13 protein-coding genes are annotated in these 12105 nt (G+C 75.3%); 5 read left to right on the forward strand and 8 right to left on the reverse strand.

The genetic code is table 11. The features are described from left to right. The 3 genes from M1O15_RS31145 to M1O15_RS31155 form a co-directional block, all read right to left on the reverse strand. Nucleotides 1-1165: cation:proton antiporter (locus M1O15_RS31145; RefSeq protein WP_248637602.1), on the reverse strand; the 1165-nt coding region annotated here is incomplete at its 3' end. A 6-nt stretch (nt 1166-1171) separates the two neighbouring features. Continuing rightward, a complete protein-coding gene (locus tag M1O15_RS31150; RefSeq protein ID WP_248637603.1) occupies nt 1172-1657 on the reverse strand; it encodes a cation:proton antiporter regulatory subunit in 486 nt (161 codons plus the stop codon). A gap of 574 nt (nt 1658-2231) precedes the next feature. Beyond that, entirely contained in the window at nt 2232-2519 is a 288-nt protein-coding gene (locus tag M1O15_RS31155) for a DUF3040 domain-containing protein (RefSeq protein ID WP_248637604.1), read from the reverse strand. Nucleotides 2520-2851: 332 nt separating this feature from the next. Between M1O15_RS31155 and M1O15_RS31160 the strand changes: the two genes are divergently transcribed. Both M1O15_RS31160 and M1O15_RS31165 read left to right on the forward strand, forming a co-directional pair. Then, nucleotides 2852-3862 carry a HAMP domain-containing sensor histidine kinase gene (locus tag M1O15_RS31160; protein ID WP_248637605.1) on the forward strand — a complete coding sequence of 337 codons (1011 nt, stop codon included), beginning with the start codon at nt 2852-2854 and terminating at the stop codon, nt 3860-3862. Nucleotides 3863-3927: 65 nt separating this feature from the next. Further along, nucleotides 3928-4608, forward strand: coding sequence for a response regulator (locus M1O15_RS31165; protein WP_248637606.1), 681 nt, complete (start codon nt 3928-3930; stop codon nt 4606-4608). Between the two features lie 21 nt (nt 4609-4629). Here the strand turns inward: M1O15_RS31165 and M1O15_RS31170 are convergent, their stop codons facing one another. After that, nucleotides 4630-5688, reverse strand: coding sequence for a glucose 1-dehydrogenase (locus M1O15_RS31170; RefSeq protein ID WP_248637607.1), 1059 nt, complete (start codon nt 5686-5688; stop codon nt 4630-4632). 196 nt (nt 5689-5884) lie between these two features. Between M1O15_RS31170 and M1O15_RS31175 the strand changes: the two genes are divergently transcribed. The 3 genes from M1O15_RS31175 to M1O15_RS31185 all read left to right on the forward strand — a co-directional run bounded on the left by M1O15_RS31175 (nt 5885) and on the right by M1O15_RS31185 (nt 7524). Then, nucleotides 5885-6379 (forward strand): Lrp/AsnC family transcriptional regulator, encoded by a 495-nt coding sequence (locus tag M1O15_RS31175; RefSeq protein ID WP_248637608.1) that lies wholly within the window; start codon nt 5885-5887, stop codon nt 6377-6379. Between the two features lie 79 nt (nt 6380-6458). Continuing rightward, the gene (locus M1O15_RS31180) at nt 6459-7154 is read left to right on the forward strand and encodes an HAD family hydrolase (RefSeq protein ID WP_248637609.1); all 696 of its coding nucleotides are present in this window, start codon (nt 6459-6461) and stop codon (nt 7152-7154) included. A 49-nt stretch (nt 7155-7203) separates the two neighbouring features. Further along, complete coding sequence (locus tag M1O15_RS31185; RefSeq protein WP_248637610.1) at nt 7204-7524, forward strand: DUF2087 domain-containing protein; 321 nt, start codon at nt 7204-7206, stop codon at nt 7522-7524. A gap of 72 nt (nt 7525-7596) precedes the next feature. On the opposite strand, the gene M1O15_RS31190 is transcribed toward M1O15_RS31185, so the two are convergent. The 4 genes from M1O15_RS31190 to M1O15_RS31205 all read right to left on the reverse strand — a co-directional run bounded on the left by M1O15_RS31190 (nt 7597) and on the right by M1O15_RS31205 (nt 11468). Then, nucleotides 7597-8886 (reverse strand): ATP-binding protein, encoded by a 1290-nt coding sequence (locus tag M1O15_RS31190; protein WP_248637611.1) that lies wholly within the window; start codon nt 8884-8886, stop codon nt 7597-7599. 470 nt (nt 8887-9356) lie between these two features. Continuing rightward, entirely contained in the window at nt 9357-10226 is an 870-nt protein-coding gene (locus M1O15_RS31195; protein ID WP_248637612.1) for a DUF2382 domain-containing protein, read from the reverse strand. 223 nt (nt 10227-10449) lie between these two features. Continuing rightward, nucleotides 10450-10824: a fluoride efflux transporter FluC gene (locus M1O15_RS31200; protein ID WP_248637613.1), complete on the reverse strand. Its 375-nt coding sequence runs from the start codon at nt 10822-10824 to the stop codon at nt 10450-10452. Continuing rightward, nucleotides 10821-11468, reverse strand: a complete 648-nt coding sequence (locus tag M1O15_RS31205) for a fluoride efflux transporter FluC (RefSeq protein WP_248637614.1) — start codon at nt 11466-11468, stop codon at nt 10821-10823. Before M1O15_RS31205 ends, M1O15_RS31200 begins: the two co-directional genes overlap by 4 nt. Nucleotides 11469-12105: the final 637 nt, after the last annotated feature.

A 12105-nucleotide genomic window follows, 5' to 3' on the forward strand; every position in this document is an offset into this window, starting at 1 on the left:
CGGTGGGGGGGCGGGCGCGGCCGGTGAGCCGGCGGGCGATCGGCTCGGTCCAGCGGGCGGCCAGCGGTCCGACGATCACCAGGATCAGGACGTACGCGGTGGCGAGCGGGCCGATCCGGGGCTCCACGCCGACGGCGAGGCCGGCGATGACGATGGAGAACTCGCCGCGGGCGACCAGGGTGCCGCCGGCCCGCCAGCGGCCGGCGGGCTTGATGCCGGCCCGGCGGGCCGCGTAGTAGCCGGTGGCGATCTTGGTGAGGGCGGTGACGACCGCGAGGAGGAGGGCGGGAACGAGGACCGGCGGGATGTCGGCCGGGTCGGTGGACAGGCCGAAGAAGACGAAGAAGACGGCGGCGAACAGGTCCCGCAGCGGGGTGAGCAGATTGCTGGCGCCCTCGGCGACCTCGCCGGAGAGCGCGATGCCGACGAGGAAGGCGCCGACGGCGGCGGAGACCTGGAGCTCGGCGGCGATGCCGGCGACCAGCAGGGTCAGCCCGAGCACGACCAGGAGCAACATCTCGGCGTTGTCGGAGGAGACCGCCTTGCTGATCAGCCGGCCGTGGCGCAGGGCGAGGTAGAGCACGGCGCCGACGGTGCCGAGCGAGATCAGCAGGGTGAGGGAGCCGCCCGCGAAGCTCACCCCGGCGAGCAGCGCGGTGAGGATGGGCAGGTAGACCGCCATGGCCAGGTCCTCGATGACCAGCACTCCGAGGATCACCGGGGTCTCGCGGTTGCCGAGCCGGCCGAGGTCGCCGAGGACCTTGGCGATGACCCCGGAGGAGGAGATCCAGGTGACGCCGGCCAGGGCGACGGCGGCGACCGGGCCCCAGCCGAGGATGAGTGCGGCGGCCGCGCCGGGCACCGCGTTGAGCACGAAGTCGACGGCGCCGGAGGGGTACTGGGTCTTGAGGTTGGTGACCAGTTCGGAGGCGCTGTACTCCAGGCCGAGCAGGAGCAGCAGCAGGATGACGCCGATCTCGGCACCGGTGGCCACGAACTCCTCGCTCGCCTGGAGCGGGAGGATGCCGCCGTGCCCGAAGGCGAGTCCGGCGAGGAGGTAGAGGGGTATCGGGGAGAAGCCGATCCGGCCGGCGAGGCGCCCGAGCAGACCCAGGCCGAGGATGATCGCCCCGAGTTCGATGAGCATGGCGGTCGTGTCGTGCACGGGTCTCTATCCTCCGGTGATCAGTTCGGCGACGGCGTCCACGCCTTCGCGGGTGCCGACGACGACGAGGGTGTCGCCGATGGCGAAGCGGAAGTCGGGGGCCGGGGACGGCACGGCGGCGGTGCGGCGCAGCACGGCGACGATGGAGGCGCCGGTACGGGTGCGGGCCTGGGTGGAGCCGAGGGTGCGGCCGGCGTAGGGGGAGCGTTTGGTGATCTCGATGTGCTCGGTCACCAGGTCGATCTCCATGTGCTGGTGCAGATGCGCCACCGGGTCGGGGGTGAGGAGCTTGGCCAGGGCGGTCGCCTCGTGCGGGACGAGGGTGGCCGAATCACGGCAGTCGTCGTCGTCCTCGGGGTCGTGGAAGGCGAGCATCCGCCGGCCGTCCTGGTGGACCACCACGGAGAGGTGGCGCCCGCTCTCCGTCTCCAGGTCGTAGCGGGTTCCGACGCCGGGGAGGCTGGTCTTCCGGGTGTGGGCCGTGGGCTCCATCGGTGCGCTCCATGTGACGGGGGATGAGTGGGTACGGGCGGGTGTGATCGTGGTGGGGATGGGCGGGCGGTGCGCGTGCGCGGTGCGCAGTGCCCGGGGGCCAAGCCTGCCGCATGGCCGAGGGCGTACGCGGTCGGCGCCTGGGTGGCCGGTGGCTGGGCGGCCGGTCCCCTGGACGGCTCGCGGTGCGCTGCCGTCGCGTACCGGGGCCGCGTGCGCTCCGGTCGGGCGGGCGGTGGGCAGGGGCGGGGGCATGGCGTCCGGGTGCCCGGGCGGGGGCCCGCCCACCCGTGCGGGGCGCGGACGTCCGGCGTCAGGGGCGGCCGGTATCGGGTACGGCGTCGCGCGGGGCGTTGTCCACGCGTACGGCGACCCGCACGGCGAGGCCCGGTGCACGCCGAGGGGCAGGGCGATGGCTCGTACGTCGCATCTCCGCCCTCCCCCTTTCGGCACCGGCACCGTTCGTTCGCCTCCGGCCGGGCACCCGGAAACGGGTAATGGCCAGGTAAAGAACTGTACCGCACGACGTACTACGCGAAGGCGGCCGGATCAGGGCGAAGAGGGAGAATCGGTGTCAGCGCGATGGGCGGAACGGCGGAGTACCGCGGCGGCGGTCCGGGTCGAAGCGGTGGGCGGCGGCACCGGCGCCGACCAGCCCGGTGGCGATCAGCAGCCCGTCGCCGAGGGCCACTCCGAGACCGAAGAGGGCGAGCGCGGCGGCCAGCAGCAGCCAGGTCAGGCCGTGCCGGTACTCGCGGGGCCGCAGCGGACGGCCCAGGGCCATGGCCCGGGCGAACCGGGGGTCGTCGTGCCGGGTCCGCTCCGCCAGACGGCTCAGCGGATCCTCGTTCAGCGCGGTCATGGTGCGTCCTCCCCTCGCGGTGCGCCGGGCGGTGTCAGCCACCGGCCTCCACCCTGGCCCGCCCCGCCCTCGCGCCACCATCGGGTATGTCCCCCATAGCGGGCGGTCGCCACCCTGTAGAGGGGACGCCGTCCACCCGGATTCCGGGTGCCTGCCGCGCGGAAATGGGTGTCAGCCCCGATGGACAGGGGCCCCGTGCGCGGACAGGCTGGCCCTGCGCGGGAGGAACGCCGGGCCGGGAACGGCGGAGGATGCCGGATCGAGGACCGCGGAGGATGCGGCGGGGGCAGGGACCGCGGAGGTATCGCCGAGAAGTGAGGAGGACGGGGTCGGTGACGTTGTTCTGGCGGATCTTCCTGCTCAACGCCGCGGTGCTGCTCGCCGCGACGGCGCTGCTGTTGCTGGGGCCGGTCACCGTCTCCACCCCGGTGCTGCTCACCGAGGCGCTGATCCTCTTCTGCGGCCTGGTCGCCATGCTGGTGGCCAACGCGGCCCTGCTGCGGCTCGGCCTCGCCCCGCTGGAGCGGCTCACCCGGGCGATGACCACCACCGATCTGCTGCGCCCCGGGCCGCGCCCGGCCGTCTCCGGGCACCGGGAGATCGCCGCGCTGATCAGCACGTACAACACCATGCTCGACCGGCTGGAGGCCGAGCGGGCGGCGAGCAGCGCCCGCGCCCTGTCCGCGCAGGAGGCGGAGCGGCGGCGGATCGCCCAGGAGCTGCACGACGAGGTCGGCCAGACCCTCACCGCGGTGCTGCTGGAGACCACACGGGTCGCCGACCGGGCGCCCGGGCCGTTGCGCGAGGATCTGCTGCGGGCCCGGGAGGCGACCAGGGACAGCCTGGACGAGATCCGCCGTATCGCGCGGCGGTTGCGCCCCGGGGTGCTGGAGGAGCTGGGGCTGACCAGTGCGCTGAAGGCGCTGACCAGCGAGTTCAGCATGGGCGGTGGGCCGGTGGTGCGGCACCGTCTGGATCCCGGGCTGCCGCCGCTGGGGCCGGAGGCGGAGCTGGTGCTCTACCGGGTGGCGCAGGAGGGGCTGACCAATGTGATGCGGCACGCGGCGGCGGAGCGCGCGGATGTGGTGCTGGGCTCGGTCCCGGGTGGGGTGGAGTTGCTGATCCGCGACGACGGCCGGGGGCTGGTGGACGCCGCGGAGGGGGCGGGGCTGCGCGGGATGCGGGAGCGGGCGCTGCTGATCGGGGCCGAGGTGGCGGTGGGGCCCGGCCCGGAGGGGCGGGGGACGGAGGTGCGGTTGTACGTCCCGCTGGTGGGCGGGGCCGGCGGGGAGGCCGCCGATGGCGCCGGAGGCGGGACGGTGGACGGGGGCGAGCGGGCTTGAGCGGTACGGGAGCCGAGGGCGGAGCCGGTACGGGGGCGGGGAGAGCGATGAGTACGAGTACGGGGATGAGTGCGGGGACGGGGAGCGGTGCGGGCGGGGGGCCGATCCGCATCCTGCTGGCGGACGACCACGCGCTGGTGCGGCGCGGGGTGCGGCTGATCCTGGACGGGGAGCCGGACCTGGAGGTGGTCGCCGAGGCGGGGGACGGCGCGGAGGCGGTCGAGCTGGCCCGGTCCGAGCGGCCCGACCTGGCGATCCTGGACATCGCGATGCCCCGGCTCACCGGGCTCCAGGCCGCCCGCGAGCTGGGCCGCCTGCGGCCGGGGCCGCGGATGCTCATCCTGACCATGCACGACAACGAGCAGTTCTTCTTCGAGGCGCTGAAGGCCGGGGCGGCGGGCTATGTGCTGAAGTCGGTGGCCGACCGGGACCTGGTCGAGGCCTGCCACGCGGCCATGCGCGACGAGCCGTTCCTCTACCCCGGGGCGGTCGGCGCCCTGATCCGCGACTATCTGGAGCGGGCCCGGGAGGGGCGGGGCCTGCCGCCGAAGGCCATCACCGACCGGGAGGAGGAGATCCTCAAGCTGGTCGCCGAGGGCCACACCTCGCAGGAGATCGCCGGGCTGCTGTTCATCAGCGTGAAGACGGTCGAGCGGCACCGGGCCAATCTGCTGCAGAAGCTCGGGCTGCGGGACCGGCTGGAGCTGACCCGGTACGCGATCAGGGTCGGGCTGATCGAGCCGTAGCGGTCTCCGCGGCGGGGGGTGTCATCCGGCGTCCAGGTCGATGACGACCTTGATGTCGTCGTCCCGCTTCTCGAACGCCTCGGTGGCCCGCTCCAGTGGCACCCGGCGGGTGATCAGCCGCCGCAGCCAGTCCGGGTCCGAGTCGGCGAGCGCCTCGGCGGCCTGGTGGTAGTGGCGCAGGTTGGCGTTGACCGAGCCGACCACCGCGTCGTTCTCCAGCACCAGCTCCCGGTTGACGGTGCCGGCGTCCACGGTGAGGGAGCGGCCGCGCGGCGACACCCCGGTCAGGCAGACGATCCCGTAGGTGCCGGTCCCGGCCATAGCGTCGAAGACCAGCGGCCCCGCGCCGGTGGCCTCGATGACGACATCGGGGGCGAGCTTCGCCGCGACCTGGTCCATCGGGTCGGTGTGGTACGTGGCGCCGAGCCCGGCGACCAGCTCGGGCTTGGGCCCTTCGGCGACCCGGTCCAGGACGTGCACCTCCAGTCCGCGCCGCACCCCGAGCAGCGCCGCCAGCAGCCCGATCGGGCCGGCCCCGGTGACCAGCACCCGGCGCGGCTCGAACCAGGAGCGGGCGCCGATCCGCTCCACCTGCTCCCAGGCCTTGGCGACCACGGTGGTGGGCTCCATCAGCATGCCGACCTCGGCGAGCGCCGGGTCCAGCCGGACGGCGTAGTCGCTCTCCACGGTCCACACCTCGGAGCCGTAGCCGTCCCGCTCCTTGATGCCCCGCTCGGTGTAGCGGCCGTTGCGGCACATGTCGAACTCGCCGCGGGCGCACGCCCCGCACGGCTCGGGGTCGGGGCGGCGCACCACGCCCACCACCAGGTCGCCGGGGGCGAAGCCGCTGTCCGGCGGGGCCTGGCGGACCCGGCCCAGCGACTCATGGCCCAGCACCAGCCGGTCCCGGCCGGGCGGCGCCCAGCCGTACTCGCCGTCGGCGATCTCCCGGTCGGTGCCGCAGACGCCGAGGGCCACGCCGTCGACCAGCAGCTCCCCCTCACCGGGCACCGGTTCGGGCAGGTCGTCCGGGACGGCCAGAGTGCCGGCCTGGAGCGGACGCACGGTCAGCGCGCGCATGGGGTGCCTCCTGGGGATGTAGGGGATGTACGGGGGCGGGCAGACGCTGTGCACGTTGAGTGCCCGCCCCGTGCCGCTCCTAACGGCGGACCCACCGCCGCGGTGCTGCTCGCGGGGCGACCGGGGGCCGCCCGTGCCGGGCCGCACCGGTACGGTGGCGGAGTACCGCAGCGGCACCGGAAGGAGCGGGTCGGACATGGCCGTGGACGCCCTTGACACCCGTATCCTCCGGCTGCTGATCGAGCAGCCGCGCACCTCGGTCCGGGAGTACGCCCGCATCCTCGGCATCGCCCGCGGCACCCTCCAGGCCCGGCTGGAGCGGATGGAGCGGGACGGGGTGATCACCGGCACCGGTCCGGTCCTCTCCCCCGCCGCGCTCGGCCACCCGGTGCTGGCGTTCGTCCATATCGAGGTGACCCAGGGCCGGCTGGACGAGGTCGGGGACGCGCTGGCCGCGGTGCCCGAGATCGTGGAGGCCTTCTCCATCACCGGCGGCGGCGATCTGCTGACGCGGGTGGTGGCGCGGGACAACGGGCATCTGGAGGACATCGTCCAGCGGCTGATCCGGATGCCCGGGGTGGTGCGCACCCGGACCGAGATGGCGCTGCGCGAGCGGGTGCCGCACCGGCTGCTGCCGCTGGTGGAGGCGGTCGGCCGGGCCGCGGGCCTCCGCGCCGAGTCCTCCCGCTGAGGGCCCCGTGCCCTGAGGCCCCCCGCGCCGAGGGGCGTGCGCGCCGAGGGCGTCCGGCCGGTACGGGCATGCTGGGGGCATGAGCGCAGCGCAACCGGACCTGGCCGTCCTCTTCGACCTCGACGGCACCCTGGTCGACAGTGAGCCGAACTACTACGAGGCGGGCCGCCGGGTGCTGGAGCGGTACGGGGTCACCGACTTCGGCTGGGAGCGGCACACCGACTTCATCGGCATCGGCACCCGGGAGACGCTGTCGGCGCTGCGGGCGGAGTACGGGATCGGGGCCCCGGTCGAGGAGCTGCTGGCGGAGAAGAACCGGCACTACCTGGAGCTGGCGGCCGCCTCCACGGCGGTCTTCCCTGAGATGCGGGCGCTGGTGGAGCGGCTGTACGCGGAGGGGGTGCCGATGGCGGTGGCCTCCGGCTCCTCCCGGGCCGCGATCGAGGCGGTGCTGGCCGGCACCGGGCTGGACGCCTGGCTGACGGTGCTGGTCTCGGCGGAGGAGGTGGCCCGGGGCAAGCCCGCGCCGGACGTGTTCCTGGAGGCGGCCCGGCGGCTGGGGGTGCCCGCGGGGCGGTGCGTGGTGCTGGAGGACGCCCCGCCCGGTGCGGCGGCCGCGCACGCGGCGGGGATGCGGTGCCTGGCCGTCCCGTACGTCCCGGGCACCGCCGACGACCCGGCGTTCGCGAGCGCCGGGCTGCTGGTGCGCGGCGGTCAGGCGGAGTTCACCGCGGAGGCGGCGTACGCCTATCTGCGGGGCGGTCGGGCGGGGTGAGCCGAAAAGGCGTTGCCGGGCGGGGTGGGTCGGGGGCAGGCTTCCCGGCATGTCCGATCATGAGCAACCCGCCTCCTCGTCCGTCCGGCAACCCGCCTCCTCGTCCGTGCCCGCGACCGCGTCCGATGTGTCGGCGCTGTTCTCGCGCGGCCGGCTGACGGCGATCCCGCGGAAGGCGGCGCGGCGTGAGCAGCTGCTCGCGCACCTGGCCGGGACCCTTTTCGAGCGGGAGCGCTCGTACACCGAGCGGGAGGTGAACGAGGCGCTGCTGACGGTGCACGAGGACTGCGCCGCGCTCCGCCGTTATCTGGTGGTCTCCGGCAGGGTGGTGCGCAGCCGGGACGGGGCCGAGTACCGGCTGGCCGGCTGAGCCCCGCCCCGTATGCAAGGGGCTACGCCCGTCCCGTATCCGGTGGGCGCAGCCCCGTCCCGTACCGGGTGGTCAGAAGCGGGCGTGCGCGGTGATGTCGGCGCCGAACTGCTCGATCATCTCGGCGGTGACCGTGGGCCGGCACTGGGCGATCGCCGCGAGGTAGTCCTCGGTGCTCGCGCCCGGGGCGGTGTCGCCCTCGGGGGCCTGGCCGGACACGCCCAGGTCCCGTTCGAACGCGGCCTGGGCGGCGATCCGGGCGGCGTGTTCGATGTCGGCGGGGGTGAACAGCTCGCTCGCCGCCACCAGTACGGGCAGGTCCACATCGGGCCTTCCGGCCGCGTAGCGCTGCCAGATCGCGGTGCGGGCCGCCTCGTCGGGGGTGCCGATGGGGATGAGGTAGTCGAAGCGGCCGGGGCGCAGGAACGCCGGGTCGAGCGAGCGGACGGAGTTGGTGGCGCACACCAGCAGCCGTTCGTCGCCCTCGCGGAAGCCGGGGATCAGTTTGAGCAGTTCGTTGGTGACCCCGTGCATGCCGCCGGGCTGGGCGGGTTCGCGGCGCACCGGGGCGATCTCCTCGACCTCGTCGATGAAGACCAGCACCCGTTCCAGTTCGGCGATCCGGGCGAAGGCGCTGCGCAGCGCGGCCGACAGGTTGCCCTCGTCGGCGAGGCGGGAGGGCAGCAGTTCCACGAAGGGCCAGCCCAGCCGGGAGGCGATGCCCCGGGCGAAGGTGGTCTTTCCGGTGCCGGGCGGGCCGAACAGGGCGATGGCGCGCGGCGGCCGGACGCCGTGCCGGGCGGCCCGTTCGGGTTGGGCGAGCGGCAGCACCACCCGCCGTTCGATGAGGTCCTTCTCCTTCTCCATGCCGGCCACCCGGCCCCAGAGGTCCCCGGCGAGGTACCGTCCGCCGAGGTCGTCGAGGAGGGTGGCGGCGGAGCCGTGCAGATGCTCGCTCTTCTCGAAGTAGGCGACGGCTGGCTGCCGGGTGTAGCCGGCGTTCAGCAGCCCTTCGCCGAGGAGTTCCTCCTCGGGCAGGACGTAGCTGATCCGGCCGATCCGGGCGGCGAGCAGCCGCCGCTCCAGTTCGACCAGGAGCGCGCTGGCCAGGCCGCGTCCGCGCCAGCCCGAGGAGATGGCGATCCGCATCACCCAGGCCCGCTCCCCCGCGACGGTGGCGAGGGCGGCGCCGATCGGCGCGCCCTGGTGGACGGCGACCACCGCGGGCTGGCGGCCGGTCAGCGCGCCGATGCACTCGGCGAGGGAGAACACCGACTCCTGCCCGAGTTCGGCGGTGGTGTCGATCAGATGGACGACCGGGGCGAGGTCGCCCTCGCGGTAGTCGCGGATGAGCCAGTTCACGGTTCCGCCCCTCGTTGCGCTGTCCGGTGGTGGTGAGGCTAGGCGCGGCGCCGGACGGCGGCCTGTGCCGGTTCGCACAACGGGGGCCGCGTGATTGCGCCGTTCGGGTGGTTGGCGGTGGGCGTGCGGGCGCGTATCCGCGCAGGGGCGGTCCGCCGCGGCCGTGGAGGTTCGGGAGACCCCCGTGGCACCCGGCAGCCCTCTGCGGCGTGCGCGCCGCCGTGCCGGCTCGGGCGGGAGGGGCCATGCTCGGCGGCCTGGGTGGTTGTCCGCGCGGCCACCTCAGGCCAGGGGCGCACGTCTTCGGGGTCGTCGTGGCCGGGACCGGTGGACGTCCGGCGATCATCACGGACGGGCTGGTGTATCCGATGTGCCGACGTGGCCCCCGCCGGCACGGGGACACGGCCCCGCGCGAGAGTGTCGCGCGGGGCCGTGCGGTGTGATGCGGTGTGGTGCGCTACGGGGCGGGGTCAGCCGCGGGGGCCGCGGCGGCCGCCCTCGTCGCCGCGGCGGCGGCGCTCGGTGCCGTCGTCGTACTCCACCTGCTCCTTGCGGACCTGCTCGCTGACCTCCTGCTGCTCGGTGACCTTGTCGGTCTCCAGGCGGACCCGCTCGACCGGGACGGCCTCCTTGCGGATCTCCGCCTGCTCGGCGTGGAGGGTGACCTCGGTCTGCTCCTCCTCGCCGATCCGGCCGCGAACGCCCTCGGAGGGGTCGATCGGCTCGCGGACGACCCGCACCTCCTCGTGGCTGATCGGCACGGTGGTGGTGACGTTCTCGGTGACGACGACCTTGCGCAGCCGGGCGTGGCCGACCTCGCGCTCCCGGGCGCCGACGTGCAGCCGCTCCTCGGAGCGGAGCATCTCGTGGCGCTCGGCATCCGCGGGGCGCCCGGCGTCGGCGGGCATCCGACCGCGGCCCTCACGGGCGTGGGCCGGGTCCTGGGCGCCGGCCATGCCGGCCGCGGAGCCGGCCGCCCCGGCGGTGCCGGTGCCCGCCTGGCCGCGGGCGCCCTGGCGGCCGTCCGTCAGGGAGTAGTGCCGGTACAGGTCCTGCTCCTGGTCGCTGTCGAGGTGCTCGTCGGCCTCGATCCGCGGGGCGTCCTTGACCCGGTCCTTCGGGTAGGCGACGTGCAGGTTCTCGCCGTCGCTGCGCGCCCCGTCCAGCGGGACGAAGGTCTCCTTGGTGCCGAACAGGCCGGTCTTGACGGTGACCCACTCCGGCTTGCCGCTGTGGTCGTCCAGCCAGACCTGCTCGACCTTGCCGATCTTCTCGCCCCGGGGGTCGACGGCCGTGAGGCCGCCGAGGTCGCCGCTGTTCAGGTAGCCGTTGCCCGCCATCGCTTGCACTCTCCCTTGCCCGCGCGCGACGGAGCGGCCTGGACGCCCTCCGCTGGAACACGCGCCCTACCCACTCCCCCATCAACACCCCCGCCCGTCAAACCGGAACACTTCATACTTTTTGGTACGGGAGGGGTCGAGGGACGCCCGGTCAGCGCGAACCGGCTCACGCGCCGCGCCGTGGACACTGGGCCGAACGGGTGAGGCCCGGGCGCGGGGCCGGTCAGCCCAGGGCGGCCTGGGCGAGCGCCGAGCCGAGCCAGGCCGCGACCAGTCCGGCGGCGGTGGACACCGCGACATTGGCGGCGGCCAGCCGCGCGGCGCCGGTCTCGGTGAGCCGCAGGGTCTCGTAGGAGAAGGTCGAGTAGGTGCTGAGCGTCGCGCACAGTCCCGGCCCGATCAGGTGCTGGAGCGCGTCCGGCACGGTGGTGGTGGTGGCGGCGCCGGTGAGGAGGCCGAGCCCGGCGCAGGCGGCGAGGTTGACCGCGGCGGTGCCCCAGGGGACGGCCGTACGGTGGCGGGACTGCAGGTTGCGGTCGACGAGGAAGCGCAGCGGGGCGCCGACCAGCGCCCCCAGCACCACCATGGCCCAGTTCACGCGCGCCCCCGGAGCCGGTGGGGGCGGGGGGTGGCGGCGCGGCGGGTGAGCACGGCCGCGCCCCACACCGCGAGCAGGGCGGCCGCGGGGGTGGCGGCCAGGTAGAGGAGCCCGAGGCCGGGGCCGGGGTCGCCGCCGAGGAGGTGGTTCCCCTCGACGGTGTAGGTGGAGAAGGTGGTGTAGCCGCCGAGCACCCCGGTGCCGAGGAAGGGGCGGACCAGCCGGTGGGTGGCGGTCCGCACGGTGAGCAGGCCCATCAGGACGCCCATCGCGGCGCAGCCGGTGACGTTGACGGCGAAGGTCGTCCAGGGGAAGGCGCCGGGCTCGGTCGGCCAGAGCAGGGTGGCCCCGTAGCGGGCGCAGGCGCCGAGGGCGCCGCCCACCGCGATCACGGCGAGGGTCGCGGCCTCCTGGCGCCGCCCGCCGGTACGCGGGGCCGCGGACCGGGGACCGCTCCCGGTGTCCGGGTCGACGGGGTCGCGGGGGTCGGTGAGCGCGGTGGCGCCCCCGGGGCGGGGCGGCGCCTCGGGCGCCGGCGGGCCGGTGGGGCCGACGGCGTCGGCGGGGCCCACGGGGCCCACGGGGTCGGCGGGGTCGGCGGAGCCGGTGCGGCTGGACGGGGTGTCGGGGGTCTCGTCGGGCATGCGGTGGATTCCTACCTGATCGGGTCGGGCGGCCGCGCGCGGACGCGCGGCGATGCTCAGGCAGGGACCGTTGGCGGCGCACGACCGCGGTTGGGTCCGGCGGGCCCCACCGCCGGACGGCCCCCCGGGGAGGCCGCCCGGCCACTGTACCTTCGGCCGGGACGAGGCCCGAGACGACTGCCTGGTACGGACGGCTGGTACGGGGGTGGCCGGTACGGACGGCCGGTGCAGACGGCCGGTGCGGACGGCCGCGGCGCCGGCGGGGACGGTGGGCGCGGGGAGCCCGTACGCGGACGGGGCACGGCCTCGCCGCCGATGGGGCAGCCGCCGCGGTGCCGTACGCAGGCGGGACGCCCGGGCGGATCGGCGCGGAGACCCCGTACGCAGGCGGGGCACGGCCTCGCCGCCGACGCGGCAGCGGCTGCGGGCTCGCGTACGGGGACGGGGCGCGGGGCGCCCGAGCGGACCGGCGCCGGGAGCCCGTACGCGGGCGGGACGCGGGACGCCGGGCGGCGCGGACCCGAGGCGGGGCCGACCCGGTGCGGGGAGCCCGTACGTGGGCGGGGCGCGGCAAGGGGGCCGGGCCGCGGGACGATCGGCGGGGGTGCGTGCGCCAGGTGAGCGGGGCGCGAGCCGC

The organism is Streptomyces lichenis (assembly GCF_023218175.1).
GTDB lineage: Bacteria > Actinomycetota > Actinomycetes > Streptomycetales > Streptomycetaceae > Streptomyces > Streptomyces lichenis.

Bases quoted from the DNA above. Each gene is read 5' to 3' on its own strand.
- M1O15_RS31185 (WP_248637610.1), top strand. From the start codon at position 7,204: ATGTCCGATCATGAGCAACCCGCCTCCTCGTCCGTCCGGCAACCCGCC.
- M1O15_RS31205 (WP_248637614.1), bottom strand. From the start codon at position 11,468: ATGCCCGACGAGACCCCCGACACCCCGTCCAGCCGCACCGGCTCCGCC.
- M1O15_RS31165 (WP_248637606.1), top strand. From the start codon at position 3,928: ATGAGTGCGGGGACGGGGAGCGGTGCGGGCGGGGGGCCGATCCGCATC.
- M1O15_RS31155 (WP_248637604.1), bottom strand. From the start codon at position 2,519: ATGACCGCGCTGAACGAGGATCCGCTGAGCCGTCTGGCGGAGCGGACC.
- M1O15_RS31180 (WP_248637609.1), top strand. From the start codon at position 6,459: ATGAGCGCAGCGCAACCGGACCTGGCCGTCCTCTTCGACCTCGACGGC.
- M1O15_RS31195 (WP_248637612.1), bottom strand. From the start codon at position 10,226: ATGGCGGGCAACGGCTACCTGAACAGCGGCGACCTCGGCGGCCTCACG.
- M1O15_RS31150 (WP_248637603.1), bottom strand. From the start codon at position 1,657: ATGGAGCCCACGGCCCACACCCGGAAGACCAGCCTCCCCGGCGTCGGA.
- M1O15_RS31170 (WP_248637607.1), bottom strand. From the start codon at position 5,688: ATGCGCGCGCTGACCGTGCGTCCGCTCCAGGCCGGCACTCTGGCCGTC.
- M1O15_RS31175 (WP_248637608.1), top strand. From the start codon at position 5,885: ATGGCCGTGGACGCCCTTGACACCCGTATCCTCCGGCTGCTGATCGAG.